A 17,662-nucleotide genomic window follows, 5' to 3' on the forward strand; every position below is an offset into this window, starting at 1 on the left:
GGGCGGCGGGCGCGGCGAAGGCGGGCGCGGCCGGAGCGGACGGGGCGCCGACGATGGTGAGGCTGGCCCGGCGGCCGACGGAATCGCGCCGGGGGGGCGCACTGCGCATGGAACGTACGGTCATGTCTGTGGCTCCCGTGAAATGGGATGGATGGTAAGGCGGCGATGTCTTGCGGTGTCCGGCGGCGGGCCGGGGTGCCTAGGGCGTCAGGTGAGGCGCCAGGCGTGGTAGCGGCCGATGCGGTCGGTTCGCTGGAGATGGGCGGTGGTGCCGAGGAGAAGCGCGGCGCTCTGGATGGCGATGGGCAGCTGGCTCATCGCGAAGTAGCCGTAGCGGACGAGCGAGAGGTCGATCATCTTGGCGAGGTGGGCGAGGATCAGGATCACCTGCCCCGAACAGGCCCAGAGCGGCCAGGCGCGGTTGGCGCGCAAGGCTACCCACAGCAGCGCGGCCAGGGCCCAGCTGTCGATGACCAGGTGCCCCGGGTCGATCGCGAAGAAGGCGGGACTGCCGAACAGGGCATGGTTGGCGAGATCGAGCAGGATGGTCGCGATAAGGATGGCCGCGACCATGCGCTCCGGCTCCCCGCCCTTGCGCAAGGCAAAGACGAGGATGCCGACAAAGGCGATGCGAGCGGCCCAGATCACGAGCATTGCTTCAACCCCTGCCTGCTGCCCGATTCATCAGCGCCCGAGGCTCAGGCCGCATCGACCAGCGCGACCGGGTGGGCGGCATCGCCGAGCGAGCCCGTGGGCGGGCAGTCGTCGACCAGGCCAGAGCCCATTTCGCGGCCGACGTCGGCCAGCTTGCCATGAACGCGGGCGAGTTCGCCGCTGGCATCGAGCACCGCCTTCTGGCTGGCGGCGAGGCGGAGCAGCGCTTCCTGGCCGGTGAACGGGCCGACCGGGGTTTCACGCCGGGCGCGGACCATGGTGGCGAGCAGGTTCGCCTGGCGGATCAGCGCTTCGTCGAGCGCGGCCTCGGCATCGTGGAGATCGCGGCTGATGCGCAGGCCATGAACGGCGGTGGCATTGCCGGCAACGGCGGCGCGCGCCTTGGCTTGCCCGCCCTTGGTTTGCCCGAAGGTCATCGCGATCGTGTTGTCAGTAGCTTTCATCTTCACACCCTGTCCCGCCCCATTGTCGGGACGGACCCCTTCATGTGGACGCCGACGCCCCCGCGCCGGAAATCCGGTTCATGGAAGGAGATGGCCGGTGAAGGACCTTGCCCTACCGATCGAGCATGGCGGACAGTTGCATGAACATGCTCAGCCCGCCCAGCACGATCAGGATCAGGAACACCGTTATGCCGCCAATATACCCTAGCCGCAGAAGGGTGCCGTTCGGCCCGTCGAACATCTCCGGGAGGACATGATGATAGACCATCCCGTCAGCCTCGGCCGGCGCCTGGCGCCTGCGTTCGACCGGAGCATCCGCCCGACCCTCGATCCCTGGTGCATCTTGCACCGGAAGCCTGGCCTCTGCTCCTGACGGTCCGACATCCGTGTCATCCCGAGAGCTGGTTTCGACCGGAAGCGGCGGAAAACGTATATGGGAATCTTCATATACGGGTTGTTCGTATGTCTCCACCAATCGGCGATAGGCTTGCGCGACCTCACCCCGGGTGGCCACGCCAAGCTTGGCCCGGGCCAGCATGATGCGTTGATCGACGGTATGAGGCGAAATCCCGAGCTGACGCGAGATCTCCTTCGATGTCATATGCTGAATCAACAGATCGAGAACCTCTCTCTGCTTTGCCGTCAGCTCGACCAGCGGATTGTCGCAAAGTTCGCCCGTCACAATCATTGCAGTGATGAATCCCGACTATTCCCGGCCTTCGAAAAAGGTAAACATCCGGTACTGTCAATTCTGCACGAACGCCCCGGATTTGCCAAATATTCTTTCATTCATCGCACCATGAAGGTGATCAGCCAGTTAAAACGCGCTTAACTTGGGGCGGCGCAAACCCGGCGTGTCCAAATCGCTGTTCACGGCGCGTATGGCGTGCAAAAATGATGCGGGGAGTCCGAATCAGGACAGGACGGGTAGGAAATGCGCAGGCGGAACACGGGGCGAGTCGTTGCGACCGGGCGGGCCATCCTTGCGCTTGCGTTTCTGCTCGCCCTGGTGCTTGATCCGACCGTACCGGTGCGGGACAGCGCCTTGGGCTACAGCCTGCTTTCGGCATACACGCTGTGGACGGCAGCGCTTATGGTCCTCGCGTGGCGAAGCTGGTGGTTCGATTTTCGGCTTGCTCCAGCCGCGCAGGCCATCGACATCGCAATCTTCATCGCGGCAGTCTATTTCACCGAAAGCCGCTACACCGAGTTCCAGAGCCCGTTCCTCGCACTGGCCGCGTTCCTGCTTGTTGTCGCCATGGTCCGTTGGAACTGGCGCGCCACGGTCGTCACCGCCATCGTTTTGCTGTTCACGAACCTGCTGTTCGGAATGATCCTGTACTCCTGGGGCGTCGACATCGATCCCTACCGCTTCGTACGGCGCACGATCTACATGATCCTGCTTGCCTCGATGCTGATCTGGTTGAGCATGTCACGCTCGACCGGGCGCCTGGCAGTGTTGCCAGAGCCGACGGGGATTCCGGGCAAACGGCGCGACCTCGTGTTCGATGGAGCGCTCAATCTGCTGGTCCAGTCCTTCGGAGCGCGCAACGTCGCCTTCGCCTTCGCCAGCAGCGAGGAACCGTGGATCGATCTGCGCCGCATGGACGATGGGGTTCCGGACAGACAGCGCCTTTCGCCTGAAACATTCGCGGAGGAGCTCCTTGCCCCCCTGCCGACGATGCTCATAGACATGAAGCGAAGCAGGCAACTGATCGAAACCCCTGTCGACGACGCGATCGAAGTCCGCGCCGAGCAGCTGGATTCGCGGCTTGCGACCTACCTCGGTGTCGAGACCGGGATGATCGCTTCGGTGCGCAGCGTGATGGGGTCCGGCCATCTCGTTGTGTGGAATGCCCACGCCCTCAGTTTTGACGATATCGGCCTGATGTCTGCCATCGCCCGGGAGGTCGGACAGGCGCTGGACCGGGAAGAAATGGCCCTGCTTGCCCGAACAGCAGCCGAAACCGGCATCAGGCACGCGGTCGCGCGCGACCTGCACGATAGTGTCGCCCAGTTCCTGGCGGGCACGCTGTTCCGTCTCGAAGCGCTGCGACGCTGGATCCGCGAAGGCAATGACCCGGAAGGCGAGATCGATTCGATCAAGAACGCATTGCGCCGCGAACAGGGGCAGCTGCGCCTGCTGATCGAACGACTGAGGCGGGGACAGGACAGCGACCGCCGGACCGATATTGCCGAGGAGCTGCGCGATCTTCTGGCTGAGGCAGGTGCGCACTGGCACATCTCGACCGAGCTTGTGCTGACAGGTGCGCCCGAGCCGGTGTCCGTGCAGCTTTCCCACGAAATCCGCCAACTGGTGCGCGAAGCGATTGCCAACGCGGCCCGTCACGGCAAGTGCAGCAAGGTGCTTGTCACCCTGACCGAAGATGTCGGCGAACTGCGCCTGAGCATCACCGATGATGGTGTCGGATTCCCCACCCTCGGCAATGCCGCGCGGCCACGCTCGATTTCGGAACGTGTCGAAGCGCTGGGGGGGAGCTTCAGGCTTGATTCCAGCAGAGGCGGCGCTCGTCTCGAAATTGCCTTACGATCCGGAGAACTTGCATGATTCCAGTCCTAGTGGCCGATGACCACGGCTTCATCCGCGCAGGCGTGGAAGCGGTGTTGCGCGGCACCCGGTTCTCGGTAGTAGCGGCCACCGCAAGTGGCGAGGAAACGCTGGACGCGATCAAGACCCACGATCCGGCCATTGTCCTGCTTGATATCAACATGCCCGGCATGAACGGCGTGCAGACGCTGGAAGTCTTGCGCGATCGTGGCGACAAGCGCCCTGTCGTGCTGCTGACCGCCGAGATCAATGATCGCCAGCTGATTTCGGTGATGCGTGCAGGGGTAGAGGGCATCGTCTCGAAAGACGGGGCGGAGGACGGCCTGGTCGACGTGCTGGAAAAGGTTCACGGCGGCCAGAAGGCCATCGAGCCGATCTTCCTGCAGCGGGCCATCGATCTTTCGCTGCGCCCCGATGCGCAGGGGCCGCTGGCCAAGCTCAACCCGCGCGAGCGCAAGATCGCCGGGCTGGTGGCACGTGGCCTGCGCAACCGCGACATCGGAGCGGAACTGGGCATCGGCGAAGGCACGGTGAAAGTCTATTTGCACACGATGTACCAGAAGCTGGGCATCGATAACCGCACCGAACTAGCGCTGCTGGCGGTGAACGAACAGGACAACTGATCGGTCGTTCGAGCCTGAAAAGCGGGACCCCGGGTCGAGCCCGGGGTGACGGCAGGGAGGTTGGAGGCGAGTTTGAACGACCCGCAACGGTATCGTCCTGACGGGCTTCTCTTGCCCTCTCAATAACTCCTTGGCAGCCCGAGCACGTGTTCGGCCAGGAACGACAGGATCAGGTTCGTGCTGATCGGCGCAACTTGATAGAGGCGCGTTTCGCGCAGCTTGCGCTCCACGTCGTATTCCTCGGCAAAGCCGAAGCCGCCGTGGGTCTGGACGCAGGCGTTGCCCGCTTCCCATGAGGCATCGGCGGCGAGCATCTTGGCCATGTTGGCCTCTGCCCCCATCGGCAGGCCCGCTTCGTACATCCGTGCCGCCTCGCGCACCATCAGTTCGGCCGCGCGCATGTTCGCGTAAGCCTTGGCGACGGGGAAGGCGACGCCCTGGTTCGCCCCGATCGCCCGCCCGAACACCTGCCGCTCCTTGGCGTACTCCACCGACCGCTGCGTGAACCACTTGGCATCGCCAACGCATTCCGCGGCAATCAGCACCCGCTCGGCGTTCATGCCGGAGAGGATGTAGCGGAAGCCCTTGCCCTCCTCGCCCAGCAGGTTCGCCGCAGGGATGCGCATGTTGTCGAAGAACACCTCAGTGGTCGCATGGTTCATCATCGTGCGGATCGGGCGGATGGTCAGCGATCTGCCCACCACTTCGCGCATGTCGACGATGAACACCGACAGGCCGTCGGTCTTCTTCGTTACGTCCTCGCGCGGGGTGGTCCGCGCCAGCAACAGCATCAGGTCGGAATGCTCGGCCCGGCTGGTCCAGATCTTCTGGCCGTTGACGACGTATTCGTCGCCCTCGCGACGGGCGAAGGTGCGCAAGCTGGTGGTGTCGGTCCCGCTCGTCGGTTCGGTCACGCCAAAGGCCTGCAGGCGCAACTCGCCGCTGGCGATCTTGGGCAGGTACTGGCACTTCTGCTCTTCCGAGCCGTGGCGCAGGATCGTGCCCATGATATACATCTGCGCGTGGCACGCCCCGCCATTGCCGCCCTCGGCCTGGATTGTCTCGAGGATCGCCGCCGCCGCGCCAAGGCCAAGGCCCGAGCCGCCGTACTCATCGGGGATCAGCACCGAAAGCCAGCCCGCTTGCGTCAGCGCGTTGACGAATTCTGTAGGGTACTGGCGCTTCTCGTCCAGCTTGCGCCAGTATTCGCCCGGAAATTGCGCACAGAGCTTGCGCACGCCCTCGCGGATTTCGCCGTGGTCCTCGGAGTCATAAGGCGAGAGGATCATCAGGCGGCCTCGAATACGGCTGCTATGCCTTGCCCGCCGCCGATGCACATCGTCTCAAGCCCATAGCGCCCGCCGCGCCGTTGCAGTTCGCGCGTGAGGTTGGCGAGGATGCGGCCGCCGGTCGCGCCTATGGGGTGGCCGAGGCTGATGCCCGAGCCATTGACGTTGAGCATGTCATGGCGGCTGTCATCGTCGGACCAGCCCCAGCCCTTGAGGCAGGCGAGGACTTGCGGCGCGAAGGCCTCGTTCAGCTCGATCAGGTCGATGTCGGCCCACGACAGGCCATTGCGGGCAAACAGCCGCTCGGTTGCGGGGACCGGGCCATAGCCCATGCGCGAGGGATCGCAGCCCGCCGCCGCCCACGAATGGAACCAGGCGATCGGCTCCAGCCCAAGCTCTTCCAGCTTGTCCTCGGCCACGACCAGACACGCCGCCGCTGCATCGTTCTGCTGGCTGGCATTGCCTGCGGTGACCACACCCTTTTCAAGCGGCTTGAGCTTGCCGAGCGATTCCATCGTCGCGTCGGCGCGATAGCCCTCATCGTGTGCGAAGGTCACCGGGTCGCCCTTCTTCTGCGGGATGGTCACCGGCACCAATTCATCATCGAACAGGCCCTTGGCCCAGGCGGCTGCGGCGCGCTGGTGGCTGCGCACGGCATAGGCATCGCAGGCCTCGCGGCTGATGCCGAAGTCCTTTGCAAGATTCTCCGCCGTCTCGATCATGCCCGAGATCACGCCATAGCGCTCGATCGGCTGGCTCATCACCCGCCCCCGCGTCAGGCGGTCATGCAGCGTCAGCGAGCCTGCGCGCACGCCCTTGCGCACATCGGTGGTGTAGTGCTCGACGTTGGACATCGATTCCACGCCGCCCGCCACCACGACATCGGACACGCCCGTCTGCACCATCATCGCGGCATTGACGATGGCCTGCAGGCCGGAACCGCAGCGCCGGTCGAGCTGATAGCCTGGCACTTCCTCGGGCAGCCCGGCCAGCAGCCAGGACCAGTGCGAGATGCACGGCGCCTCGCCATTGCCATAGCCTTGCGCGAAGATCACGTCGTCCACCCGGGCGGGATCGATCTTCGTCCGCTCCATCAGCGCGGTGAGGATCGTCGCGCCAAGCTGCCCGGCGGTGAGCGAGGAAAGGCTGCCACCAAACTTGCCGACGGCAGTGCGGATCGGGGCGACGATGGCGGCTCTACGAAGGGTCATGGTCATTCCTTGTCTGAAGTGGCGACCACGCCCTTGTCGATCAGTGCGGCGATCTCGCCCGAGGACATGCCCAGCCGCTGGCTGAGGACCTCCTCGCTGTGCTGGCCAAGATAGGGCGCGGGCAACGGATCTCCCGCCTCGCGGCCTGGGATGTTGGCGAAGCTGCGCGGGGCGGGATATTCGAAGCCGCTCGGGTTGGCGGGCGATGGGCCGAACAGCGGATTGTTGGTGACGAGGTCCGGATCGCGCGCCATCTCGTGCATTGTGCGATAGCGCTCGAACGTAGCCCCGGCCCTGGTCAGCCGCGCGGCCAGATCGGCGTAGCTGAACTGCTCCGCCGCTTCCTGGAACATCGAGAACAGGCGGTGGCGGTGGACGAAGCGGTGATGATCGCTGGCGGCAAAACTCACTCCCAGTTCCGCTTCAACCGCGGCCACATCATCGGTCAGCCCGAACGCCTCGACCGTCGCCTTCCACTGCTTGGGCGTCAGCGCGGCGACCATGAAGCGATGGCCATCGCCACTGCGGAAATCGCGCCCGAACGCGCCCCAAATGGCATTGCCGATGCGTTCGCGGTCGCCTCCGCGATAGAGCATTTCCGCTGCCGCCCCTGCATTGAAGGCCGTACCGATGGCGACGTCGCCGAGCGGCACGCGCAGTTCGCAGCCTTCGCCGGTGGCATCGCGATGGCGCAATCCCGCCAGCAGCGCAAAGGCGCAATAGGCCCCGGTGATGAAGTCCCAGGCCGGCAGTATCTGGTTGACCGGCGGCGCGGTGCCTGCGTCCCACTCCTCGGGCCCGGTCATCAGAGGATAGCCCAAGGCGGCGTTGACAGTGAAGTCCATTGCCTGCCGCCCGTCATGCCAGCCCATGATACGCACCGAGACGAGATCGGGCCGCCCTCCCGCAATCCGCTCATGCGCCATGAAGCTTTCCACCGGCAGGTTGGTGATGACCTGCCCCGTCTTGCGCGCCAGCTCCACCGCCAGTTCGCGCCCTTCACCGGTCTGCAGGTCGAGCGCCACGCTCTTCTTCGCGCGGTTGAGGTTCTCCCACGACAACGAGCGCCCCTCGCGCGTCATCATGTAGCGCTTGTAGTCCAGGCCGCCGCGCCGATCGTCGATGCGGATGACCTCTGCCCCCATCTGCGCGCAATAGAGGCCCGCCGTCGGCGAGGCGACGAAGGACGAGACCTCGACGATCGAAAGCCCGGAGAGCAGCTGGTACATGACTTACCAGACGGTCCCTTCGCTGGCGAACTCACGCAACAGGTGCTTGGCAATCTGCAACTGCATGATCTGGCTGGTGCCTTCGTAGATGCGCAGGATGCGCGCATCGCGGAAGAAGCGCTCCGCCGGATATTCGGCAAGGTAGCCGGCACCGCCGAACACCTGCACGCAGCGGTCGACCACGCGCCCGCAGGCCTCGGACGAAAACAGCTTTGCCGCTGCCGCCTTGCGCTGGATGTTCTCGCCGCGGTCGGCGCGGGCGCAGGCATCGGCGACCATGCATTCGGCGGCGTAGAGGTCCGCTTCGCTGTCGGCCAGCATCGCCTGGATCAGCTGGAAATTGGCGATGGGTTCGCCAAAGGCCTTGCGTTCGTTGGCGTAGCGGATCGCGGTATCAAGCGCGCGGCGCCCCATGCCCACCCCCATGCCGGCCACCGAAAGGCGTCCGTTATCAAGGCTCTGCATCGCGATCTGGAAGCCGCGCCCTTCCTCGCCACCGACCAGTGCCGAGCCCGGAATGTGGACGTCCTCCATGATGACATCGGCAATGTGCGCGCCCGATTGCCCCATCTTCTTGTCGGGCTTGCCCACGGTGATGCCGGGTGTGCTCATATCGACGATGAAGGCCGAGACGTGCGCGTTCTTGGGCAGCGCTTCCTTCGACGTACGCGCCATGATCAGGCCGATCCTGGCGCTTGGGCTGTTGGTGATGTAGCGCTTGGTGCCGTTGAGCCGGTAGCCGTTGCCGTCGCGCACGGCGGTGGTCTGCATCGCCGCGCTGTCCGATCCCGATCCTGGCTCGGTCAGGCCGAAGCAGGCAATCTCGCCACTGGCGATACGCGGCAGCCATTCGGCCTTCTGTTCAGGCGTGCCATGGTTCTTGATCGCGCTGCCGGTCATGCCGATGTTGATCGACACGGTGGAACGGTAGGCCGGCGAGGCATAGGCCATGTGCATCACCGTGGTGATGTATTGGCTGATGTTCATGCCCGCGCCGCCGAATTCCTCGGGGATGGTGATGCCGAACAGGCCCATCTCGCGCATTTCGTCGAGGATATCGTCGGGAATGCGGTCATTGGCAATCACGTCGTCCTCGGCGGGGATCAGCCGCTCGCGCACATAGCGTCGCAGCTGTTCGAGGAACTGTTCGAAGATTTCCGGGTCCATGCCGGGGTTGACGTTGGCCATGTCAGGGTTCCTCAGACGGGATCATAGGGAAAGACGTGCGCCGAAACCTCGTCGGCACGCGCAAAACTCGGGCGGAATGCGGGGATCAGCTCCTCGGCAATCGCCGTGGGCGTCCAGCCCTCCAGCTTGACCATCGAGCGTACCGGCCGCGGCTTGCTGAACAGCAGGATCTCGTTCTTGCGCACCGAGAAGATCTGGTTGGTAACGTCCTTGGAAAGGTCCGAAGCGAGGTAGGCCACCAGCGGCGCGATCTTGTCGGCGCTCATCGTCTGCATCCGCTCCACCCGCAGCTTCTGCTCGGGCGTCTCTGCCGGGATCGACGCGGTCATGCGGCTCCACGCAAACGGCGCGATGCAGTTCGACCGTACGCCCCAGCGCGCCATGTCGAGCGCGATCGACTGCGACATCGCCACCAGCCCCAGCTTCGCCGCCGAATAGTTGGCCTGTCCCACGTTGCCGATCAGGCCCGAGGTGGAGGTGAAGTGGATGAAGCTGCCCGAGGACTGTTCGCGGAAGTAGGGTGTCGCCGCCTTCGAGACATTGAACGCGCCCGTGAGGTTCACGTCGATGACGCTGGTCCAGTCCTCGTAGGACATCTTGTGCCAGATCGTGTCGCGCAGGATGCCGGCGTTGTTCACCACCGCATCGATCCGCCCGAACCGCTGCACCGCATCCTCGACGATGCTTGCCGCACCCACCGGATCGGCCACGCTGGCAAGATTGGCGTGAGCCTTGCCTCCCGCTGCCACGATATCGTTGACCGTGGTCTGCGCGGGGCCTGCATCTCCACCATCCCCGCCTTGCGCCACGCCTGGATCGTTGACCACCACCGCAGCACCTTCACGGGCGCAGAGCAGCGCGATCTCGCGCCCGATCCCGCGCCCGGCGCCAGTCACGGCAACGACCTTTCCATCCAGCACGCCGGCCATCCGAATCTCCCAACGGTGTCTTGTTGACACTCTTGTTAAGCGACCGATTAAACCATTTCAAGCGCTGCCACCACCACCTTCGGCAGCGCCTTTGGGAGAGGACTTCACAATCACCAAGAATTGTGGTTTGGAAGCTCAACCAATCACCTTGTGATTGAATCAAGGGTGGCTTCCGATGCGCTTCAAGGGCCTCGATCTCAACCTGCTCGTCGTGTTCGACGCGCTGATGGAAACGCGCAGCGTGACCCGCGCGGCAGAGCGGATCGGCCTGACCCAGCCTGCGACAAGCGCGGCCCTGCGCCGGTTACGCGACTACTTCCATGACGAGATCGTCGTCGCCGTAGGCAAGCGCATGCACCCCACGCCGTTCGCCGAGGGGCTCCACCCGCAGATTCAGCTCGCCCTGCGCGGGGTCGAGCGTGCGATCACCACGCCCACCGCGTTCGATCCGACGACCTCGACCCGCCGCTTTCGCATCGTCAGTTCGGACTACATCATGGTTGCCGTGCTGGTCCCCCTGATCGAGCGCTTTGCCGTAACGGCGCCGGGCGTGCGCGTGGAGATTATCCAGCCGACCGAACAGGCCGTGTCCGAACTGGAATCGGGCAAGGCCGACCTCCTCGTCACGCCCGAGCCGTTCCTTGCTGCCTGGCATCCGCATGAAATCCTGTTCGAGGAAGAACAGGTCGTGGTCGGCTGGGCAGAAAATCCGGTGCTCAAGCGGGGGCTTACCGAGGAAGACTTCTACGCCGCAGGTCACGTCACCGTCGCCTTCGGGGCCACGCGCACTCCAGCCTTTGCCGATTCCACGCTATCGCGCATGGGGCGCGAACGGCTGGTAGAAGTTACCGTGTCCAGCTTTGCCTCGGCGCCGTGGTTCATCGAGGGCACCGCGCGCCTTGCGGTTCTGCACGAGCGCCTCGTCCGCCAGATCGCCCGCCGCTTCAATCTGGCCTGGGCGCCAATGCCGTTCGCGTTTCCCAAGATGCACGAAATGATGCAATTCCATGAATCGCGCGCCGACGACGCCGGGCTCAGCTGGCTGCGCCAGCAGATGCGCGAGGTTGCCGCAGAGGCAGCTTGAGCGAAATTGCGCCGCAAACCTTCCCCCTTGATGGGGGAAGGATACCGTAGCTTGCGGGCTTGCCCGCTAGCGGAGGTTGGATGGGGGTGAAATTGCGCCGAGTTCGCGGGCAATGACAAGCGCAACTCCCCCGCGGTTGCCCAATACCTCGTTGTTCCAGAACCGCAGGACCCGGTATCCCTCTCTTGCGATCATTGCATCGCGACGCGCATCGTCTTTTCCACCGTGCTGACCACCATCGATCTCGATTACCAAACGTGCTTGGTGGCTTGCGAAATCACAGATTGCGTGAGCGAGCGGGACCTGTCGGCGAAAACGCCAACAGCCGAATTGCTCCTTGAGCAGGCGCCACATCACCGCTTCGGCTTCGGTGGGTTCACGCCGCATCTTTCGTGCGCGCTGAATTGCCAGAGGAGGTGGAGGCTTCTTCACGTGCGAATTTCACCCCCATCCAACTCCGCCTAGGCAGCAAGCTGCCAAGCCTTCGTATCCTTCCCCCATCAAGGGGGAAGGGAAAGCGGGTTTGCTACCAATTCTGCAGGACGGTCATTGGCAAATCATAGCCATCATCCGGATGCCGCTACTCGTTGCCAGACATCCAGCCACCACCCCTAGTGCGAGGTGCGTCGCGCCCGCTTGATCGTGCCGGAAAAGCTCAGCACGGCTTCCTCCTGTCCATCCGCGCCGTTGCGCAGGATCGTGCCGCGGGCAAAGACCAGGCTGCCCCCTGCGCGCACGCATTCTCCGCGCGCGGTCAGCATCTCGCCCGCCTGTGCGCCGCTGGCGAATTCGCAGTTCATCGTCACGGTCACGCCACTCACTTCGTCGCCGTTCGAGGCAGCGACCATGAACAGCGAGAAGTCGGCGAAGGTCATCAGCGATCCGCCATGGACGATGCCATGGCCATTGAGGTTCTTGGCTTCGGGAACGAACCCGGTGACGATGCCGCGCTCGTCGCGCTTCACGAAGAACGGACCGGTGCCGTCCTCGAACGGGTCCTTGCCCGACCATTTCCACCAGCCGGCCCAGGGACCGTCCTTGACCTGTTCGAAATTGCCCCTGATCGGCGAAGTCTCTGACGTGCTCATGGCCGCCTTCTTAAGCGGACGTTTGAAGGGCTGTCGATAGGGTCAGGCCACTTCCTCACGTTCGCGGGCCATCATGCGGGTTGCCAGCGTCCTTCCCGATATCCACGCATTCTCAACGCGCGGACCCAGCAGCCAGTCACCGCATACGCCGATTTTCGACTGTGCGCTCCACAGCGCGCCAAGGTTGCTGCCGGTCGACATCGCATAGCGCCAGCGATGGGCCGAGGCCGTGACCGGTTCCGGAAGGGTTTCCTCCAGCGCCTCGCTTAAGGCGGCAAGCAGGGCAGCCGTGACCTGCTCCACCGTGTCCTCGATGTGCTGGGTCGACCAGTGGGGGCTGGCCTGCACCACCCATGTTTCCGGGCCTTTGCGCCCCGGCTTGGCACCATTGCGCGCGGCCCAGCTTATCAGGCCCGCCTCGCGTACCGTGTCCTGTCGGCTCGGCAGCCGCTCGGCAAAGGCAAACATGCCGGTCCAGCACGGTTGCGACCGGGCAGCCAGCGCGGTTGCCGCCAGCGAAAGATCGTGCAGGGCCACGATGGCGGATGCCTGCTCGGGCGGGAGGGATACGACAACGGCGTCGAACGGCCCGGCCTGCAGCCGCTCTCCCGCAGCGGTCTCGCCGGTCAGGAACCAGCGATCCTCGCGGCGGACAAGGCCGCGCACGTGCCAGCCGAACGTCACGTCGTGCTGGTCGGCCATGTCCTTGATGACGGCGTTCATCGTCGGCACGCCGACCCACGCGCCGGTTCCGGCGGCAGGCCAGGGCGCAGCAACGCCGCTCGCCGACCAGCGCGCGACTTGCGCCATGAACGCGGGATCGCGCACCGTGAAGTACTGCGCGCCATGGTCGAAATGGGCATCGCCCAGCGGCGTGGTCATGCGGCGCGTCGACATGCGCCCGCCGGGGCCGCGCCCCTTGTCGTAAAGCGCTACGGTGTGGCCCGAGCGAACGAGCTGGGAAGCGCAGGAAAGACCGGACATTCCTGCGCCAACAATGGCAACATGCATCTTCATCGGTGTTTTCGCGGGCTCAACCACGTCCCATCAACGCCAGGACTTCCTTGCGGCTGCTGGCATCGTCGAGGAAGCAACCGAGCATCCGGCTCGTCACCATCCCCACGCCATGCGTCCTGACCCCCCGTCCAGTCATGCAGCCGTGCTGCGCCTCGATCACCACCGCGACCCCTTGCGGCTGGAGATTGTCCCAGATGCACTTGGCGACTTCCGCCGTCAGCCGCTCCTGCACCTGCAACCGGCTGGCATAGCCGTGAAGCACGCGCGCCAGCTTGGAAATGCCGACCACGCGGTCCTTGGGCAGGTAGGCGATCGAGGCGGTGCCGATGATCGGCGCCATGTGATGTTCGCAATGGCTCTGGAACGGGATGTCGCGCAGGAGCACGACTTCGTCGTAGCCGCCCACTTCCTCGAACGTGCGCGAAAGGTGCAGGCCCGGGTCCTCGGCATAGCCGCGGCAATATTCGCGCCAGGCCCGTGCCACACGCTTGGGCGTATCGAGCAGGCCCTCGCGCTCGGGTTCGTCGCCCGACCAGCGGATCAGCGTGCGGATCGCCTCCTCGACCTCGGCGGGAACGACGATCTTCCCGTCCTCGCCGATCACGTCAGCCATGCCCGATGAGGCGGCGAGGGAGGGTGACAGGACGTTCATCGGCAAAGGCTCCGATCCGGCACGAAAAAAGGTTGCGGAATGAAGTCCGGATGCGCCCCGGCCCTGTCAGGAACAACACGGACCAAAGGGCACGGGCTGGAAATGCGCGGAAAGGCGCGTATATCTGTCCGCATGTCCATAGCCGAGATGATCGCCTCCAGCCCGACGGCCGCCGTCATCAGCAATCCGCGTTTGCCGGACAACCCGATCATTGCCTGCAATGACGCGTTCGTCGAACTGACCGGATACCCGCGAGAGGAGATTATCGGCCGCAACTGCCGCTTCCTCCGCGGGCCCACGACGGAGGACGACAAGGCGAGGGTCCTGCGTGAAGGCATTCACCGCAAGCAACCGGTGATGGTCGAAATTATCAACTACAAGAAGGACGGCACCCGCTTCCGCAACGCGGTGATGGTCGCGCCGATCTTCGATGCCGAAGGCGAAGTTGAATACTTCCTTGGCTCCCAGGTCGAACTGCCCGAAGAACAAGGCGCAGCCAACGACGTGCGCCGCAATGGCGCTGCTGAACGCGTCGAACGCCTCAGCCGTCGCCAGAAGGAAATCCTCGTGCTCATGGCGGCCGGAAAGCTCAACAAGCAGATCGCCTACGAACTGGGCCTTAGCGAACGCACCGTGAAGATGCACCGCTCCGCCGTGCTCAAGGGGCTGGACGTGAAGACCAGCGCCGATGCCATCCGCGTGGCGATCGAAGCCGGGTTCTGACGCCCGTCAGCGGTCCAGGAGCTCAGCGCTCTAGCGGCCGCACGCCCTCGATGCGCATTTCGCACCACACGCCAGCCGGATCGAAGTTCAACTCCAGTCCTTCGATCCCCGGCTGCGGCACCAGCAGCGGCGAGCCTATGCCCGGGCGCGCGGGGCTGGTAACGCGCGGGCCGCCTTTCTCCGCACACAAGATATAGAGCGTCGAACCCGACGGGCCGATGAACCAGCTCAGCTCCACATGGCCCCGCCCGCCCGACAGTGCGCCGTACTTTACCGCATTGGTGCACAACTCGTGCAAAGCCATGATCAGCGGAATGCAGCTTCCAGCCGGCAGCACGCACGGTTCTCCCGTCATGCGGATGCGGTCGTCGTGTTCGAACGGGGCGACCGTGTCGCGCACGAGTTGCGGCAGCCGTCCTTCCGCCTCTGCGCCGATCTGCAAGAGATCGCTCGCAGCGGCAAGCCCTTCGATCCGCAGGCTGAACTCCTTGTAGAAATCCATCGCCGATGCCGCCTTGGGCCCGCGCGAGGCGAGCGCCTGGATCAGCGTCAGCATGTTGCGCACGCGGTGGCGCAGCTCGCGATTGTAGCGCTCCTGCTCGGCATTGACGACCGCGATCCGCCGCATAGCCCCGCGCAGGATGCTGCCGATCAGGACCGTCAGCCCGCCCGAGAACACGAACAGCATGAAGAGCAGGCTGCGCACGACGCTCATCTGCGAGAACCAGGGTTCGCCCCCGAAAAGCCGCTGTGCCAGCAGGGAAGCAACAACCAGGTAGGTCAGGGCGTAGCGCAGCTCGAGTGCGAGCGATGCAATCAGCAAGGCAGGCCAATAGGTCACGAACGGCCGCCCGAGCGCGCCCATGTCGAGCGAGGCGCGCAATATCGTGGGCACGACAAGCAGCACCGCAATCCACGCCAGCGATTCCGCAGGCGACCGCACATGGCCAACCAGCGCCCGCACGATTCGTGCCTGACGTGTCTCGCCCACTGCCACGCTCCACCCCCAAATTGCCTGCGACCGGCATGTGCCACGGATTGGTCCGCTATGGACCTCGGTAATCTCCGGCGCGTGCCAAGTCCAAGGAAATTGCTGATTTTGCCGCCAGTTCGGGAGCGTTAACCAACAGTCGCGAGCGCCTCGAAGTCCACCTTGAGCGGCGTTGCCAGCCGCAGCACGTCCGCCAGCGCGATGACTTCGGCCACCGCTGCGGCTTCCGCCACGGTCAGGCCCGAGAAGTCCGGCAGGAACGCCCGGCAGGTCTGCAGCAGATTGGCAGGCGAACGCTCCAGTTCGGAACGATAGGCTTCCAGCGAGTGGCAACCGTCGATCTCGCTCCACGCGATGCCGCTGGGAGAGGGCCGTTCGTGGTAGGCCCAGAGCGCATGGATCGCGCGCTCCACCGCCATCTGCACCTGCTCGACCACCAGCGCGCCCGAGGCGCGAGCCTTAAGGCGTTGGCGGTAGCGGCGTTGGCGTTCGGCGTTGGAAAGAGGCATGGCTTTGATTCTACGCGTTAACCCAATTTGATCCTACTCCGTTACGTTACTTATCCAGTCCGCAACGTACTTTGACCTGCATCAAGGCCGAGATTGTATGTGTTGCATATGATCTTGGCAGGCGCCGCATCGAAGGCCTGTTCGATTCGGCGACAAGATCGCTTGGGAGACCAGATGCATGGAACACCATCAGACCCCGTCCGCCGCTGCCCGCGAACAGGCCTTGCGCCGCGCCATCCCGCTGTTCGACGGCGCCCCGGCCTCGCGCGGCTATGAACTCAATGCCATGTGCTTTTCGTTCAACGAGAAAGCCAACCGCGATGCCTTCCTTGCCGATGAGGAAGCCTATTGCGCCCGCTTCAACCTGACGCCGCAGCAGCGCAAGGCCGTTGCCGAGCGCAACGTGCTGGCCATGCTCGAGGCCGGCGGCAACGTCTATTACCTTGCCAAGCTTGCCGGCATCTTCGGCCTTGGCGTGCAGGACCTCGGCGCCCTCCAGACCGGCATGTCCGTCGACCAGTTCAAGGCCATGCTCGTCGAATGGGCAGCCAAGATCCCCACCAAGGAGAATGCATGATGGCACAGGTCATCGGCGGCTATTTCACCAGCCACGTCCCCGGCATTGGCGGCGCGATCATGCGCGGCGATCAGGACACGCCCTACTGGAAGCCGTTCTTCCAGGGCTTCCCACCGATCCGCGAATGGCTGGCGCAAGCGAAGCCAGACGTCGCCGTGGTCTTCTCCAACGATCATGGCCTGAACTTCTTCCTCGACAAGATGCCGACCTTCGCGGTTGGCGCAGCGCCTTCGTACGACAACGCCGACGAAGGCTGGGGCCTGCCGGTCTACAAGAGCTTCGAGGGCCACCCGGCGCTTTCGTGGCACCTGATCGACAGCTTGGTGCGCGACGAGTTCGACATCACCACCTGCCAGAAGATGCTGGTCGACCACGCTGTGTCGATCCCGTTCGAACTGGCCTATCCCGGTGTCGAGACATGGCCGATCAAGCTTGTGCCGATATCGATCAACACCGTGCAGTATCCGTTGCCCAGCCCGAAGCGGTGTCTGGCGCTGGGCCGTGCGGTCCACCGCGCCCTGCAATCGTGGGGCGGGGACGAGCGCGTGCTGATCTGCGGCACAGGGGGCCTGTCGCACCAGCTCGACGGTCCGCGCGCCGGCTTCATGAACCCGGACTACGACCTGTTCTGTCTGGATAACCTGGCGAGCAACCCGGAAGCACTGACCGGCCACACTGCCGAGGAAGTGGCGGAGCTTGCCGGCACCCAAGGTGTCGAGATCCTCAACTGGATCGCTGCACGCGGCGCCATGGGCGAACAGGGGATGAGCGAAGTCAGCCGCAACTACCACATCCCGATCAGCAATACCGCCGCCGCGAGCCTGCTGCTGGAACCGGCTTAAAGCCAGGAGCCCAAGGTCGGGAG

The 17,662-nt window shown here is 64.5% G+C and carries 20 protein-coding genes; 6 read left to right on the forward strand and 14 right to left on the reverse strand.

Annotated elements, in window-relative coordinates; genetic code table 11:
* Positions 1–207: 207 nt before the first annotated feature.
* From AX703_RS05855 to AX703_RS05865, 3 genes are all read right to left on the reverse strand, one after another.
* Positions 208–654 carry a hypothetical protein gene (locus tag AX703_RS05855; RefSeq protein ID WP_062343240.1) on the reverse strand — a complete coding sequence of 149 codons (447 nt, stop codon included), beginning with the start codon at positions 652–654 and terminating at the stop codon, positions 208–210.
* A 44-nt stretch (positions 655–698) separates the two neighbouring features.
* On the reverse strand, positions 699–1,118 hold the full coding sequence (locus tag AX703_RS28230) for a hypothetical protein (protein WP_062343241.1): 420 nt from the start codon (positions 1,116–1,118) through the stop codon (positions 699–701).
* A gap of 112 nt (positions 1,119–1,230) precedes the next feature.
* Positions 1,231–1,806: a helix-turn-helix transcriptional regulator gene (locus tag AX703_RS05865; RefSeq protein ID WP_062343242.1), complete on the reverse strand. Its 576-nt coding sequence runs from the start codon at positions 1,804–1,806 to the stop codon at positions 1,231–1,233.
* Positions 1,807–2,052: 246 nt separating this feature from the next.
* Here AX703_RS05865 and AX703_RS05870 point away from each other — a divergent pair, with 246 nt between their 5' ends.
* Together AX703_RS05870 and AX703_RS05875 are read left to right on the forward strand one after the other, a co-directional pair.
* Positions 2,053–3,687, forward strand: coding sequence for a sensor histidine kinase (locus AX703_RS05870; RefSeq protein WP_062343243.1), 1,635 nt, complete (start codon positions 2,053–2,055; stop codon positions 3,685–3,687).
* Positions 3,684–4,310 carry a response regulator transcription factor gene (locus AX703_RS05875; protein WP_039337690.1) on the forward strand — a complete coding sequence of 209 codons (627 nt, stop codon included), beginning with the start codon at positions 3,684–3,686 and terminating at the stop codon, positions 4,308–4,310. The genes AX703_RS05870 and AX703_RS05875 overlap by 4 nt, the downstream gene beginning before the upstream one ends.
* A 119-nt stretch (positions 4,311–4,429) precedes the next feature.
* Here AX703_RS05875 and AX703_RS05880 read toward each other — a convergent pair whose 3' ends face one another.
* Genes AX703_RS05880 through AX703_RS05900 form a run of 5 tightly spaced genes read right to left on the reverse strand, consistent with a single transcriptional unit; the run spans position 4,430 to position 10,156 of the window.
* A complete protein-coding gene (locus tag AX703_RS05880; protein ID WP_062343244.1) occupies positions 4,430–5,599 on the reverse strand; it encodes an acyl-CoA dehydrogenase family protein in 1,170 nt (389 codons plus the stop codon).
* Positions 5,599–6,810: an acetyl-CoA C-acetyltransferase gene (locus AX703_RS05885; RefSeq protein WP_062343245.1), complete on the reverse strand. Its 1,212-nt coding sequence runs from the start codon at positions 6,808–6,810 to the stop codon at positions 5,599–5,601. The genes AX703_RS05880 and AX703_RS05885 overlap by 1 nt, the downstream gene beginning before the upstream one ends.
* Before the next feature lie 2 nt (positions 6,811–6,812).
* Entirely contained in the window at positions 6,813–8,039 is a 1,227-nt protein-coding gene (locus AX703_RS05890; protein WP_062343246.1) for a CoA transferase, read from the reverse strand.
* A gap of 3 nt (positions 8,040–8,042) precedes the next feature.
* Positions 8,043–9,227 carry an acyl-CoA dehydrogenase family protein gene (locus AX703_RS05895; protein ID WP_062343247.1) on the reverse strand — a complete coding sequence of 395 codons (1,185 nt, stop codon included), beginning with the start codon at positions 9,225–9,227 and terminating at the stop codon, positions 8,043–8,045.
* An 11-nt stretch (positions 9,228–9,238) separates the two neighbouring features.
* On the reverse strand, positions 9,239–10,156 hold the full coding sequence (locus AX703_RS05900) for an SDR family NAD(P)-dependent oxidoreductase (RefSeq protein WP_062343248.1): 918 nt from the start codon (positions 10,154–10,156) through the stop codon (positions 9,239–9,241).
* A 175-nt stretch (positions 10,157–10,331) separates the two neighbouring features.
* On the opposite strand from AX703_RS05900, the gene AX703_RS05905 reads away from it, so the two are divergent.
* Positions 10,332–11,240 carry a LysR family transcriptional regulator gene (locus AX703_RS05905; protein ID WP_062343249.1) on the forward strand — a complete coding sequence of 303 codons (909 nt, stop codon included), beginning with the start codon at positions 10,332–10,334 and terminating at the stop codon, positions 11,238–11,240.
* Between the two features lie 66 nt (positions 11,241–11,306).
* On the opposite strand, the gene AX703_RS05910 is transcribed toward AX703_RS05905, so the two are convergent.
* The 4 genes from AX703_RS05910 to folE form a co-directional block, all read right to left on the reverse strand.
* The gene (locus AX703_RS05910; RefSeq protein WP_255355033.1) at positions 11,307–11,672 is read right to left on the reverse strand and encodes an endonuclease domain-containing protein; all 366 of its coding nucleotides are present in this window, start codon (positions 11,670–11,672) and stop codon (positions 11,307–11,309) included.
* A gap of 179 nt (positions 11,673–11,851) precedes the next feature.
* Positions 11,852–12,328, reverse strand: coding sequence for a PaaI family thioesterase (locus tag AX703_RS05915; RefSeq protein WP_062343251.1), 477 nt, complete (start codon positions 12,326–12,328; stop codon positions 11,852–11,854).
* Between the two features lie 42 nt (positions 12,329–12,370).
* Positions 12,371–13,345 (reverse strand): FAD-dependent oxidoreductase, encoded by a 975-nt coding sequence (locus AX703_RS05920; protein ID WP_082734448.1) that lies wholly within the window; start codon positions 13,343–13,345, stop codon positions 12,371–12,373.
* A 16-nt stretch (positions 13,346–13,361) separates the two neighbouring features.
* Entirely contained in the window at positions 13,362–13,958 is a 597-nt protein-coding gene (gene folE / locus AX703_RS05925) for a GTP cyclohydrolase I FolE (protein WP_039337745.1), read from the reverse strand.
* A 171-nt stretch (positions 13,959–14,129) separates the two neighbouring features.
* On the opposite strand from folE, the gene AX703_RS05930 reads away from it, so the two are divergent.
* Positions 14,130–14,720 (forward strand): PAS domain-containing protein, encoded by a 591-nt coding sequence (locus AX703_RS05930; protein WP_039337698.1) that lies wholly within the window; start codon positions 14,130–14,132, stop codon positions 14,718–14,720.
* Positions 14,721–14,742: 22 nt separating this feature from the next.
* Here the strand turns inward: AX703_RS05930 and AX703_RS05935 are convergent, their stop codons facing one another.
* Entirely contained in the window at positions 14,743–15,711 is a 969-nt protein-coding gene (locus AX703_RS05935; RefSeq protein WP_062343252.1) for a sensor histidine kinase, read from the reverse strand.
* A gap of 128 nt (positions 15,712–15,839) precedes the next feature.
* Positions 15,840–16,220 carry a hypothetical protein gene (locus AX703_RS05940; protein ID WP_062343253.1) on the reverse strand — a complete coding sequence of 127 codons (381 nt, stop codon included), beginning with the start codon at positions 16,218–16,220 and terminating at the stop codon, positions 15,840–15,842.
* Between the two features lie 178 nt (positions 16,221–16,398).
* Here AX703_RS05940 and AX703_RS05945 point away from each other — a divergent pair, with 178 nt between their 5' ends.
* Both AX703_RS05945 and AX703_RS05950 read left to right on the forward strand, forming a co-directional pair.
* Positions 16,399–16,797 carry a protocatechuate 4,5-dioxygenase subunit alpha gene (locus tag AX703_RS05945; protein ID WP_062343254.1) on the forward strand — a complete coding sequence of 133 codons (399 nt, stop codon included), beginning with the start codon at positions 16,399–16,401 and terminating at the stop codon, positions 16,795–16,797.
* Positions 16,797–17,639, forward strand: a complete 843-nt coding sequence (locus AX703_RS05950) for a class III extradiol dioxygenase family protein (protein ID WP_039337701.1) — start codon at positions 16,797–16,799, stop codon at positions 17,637–17,639. Before AX703_RS05945 ends, AX703_RS05950 begins: the two co-directional genes overlap by 1 nt.
* The last annotated feature ends 23 nt before the right edge of the window (positions 17,640–17,662 follow it).

It is taken from the genome of Novosphingobium sp. CCH12-A3 (assembly GCF_001556015.1).
Lineage (GTDB): Bacteria > Pseudomonadota > Alphaproteobacteria > Sphingomonadales > Sphingomonadaceae > Novosphingobium > Novosphingobium subterraneum.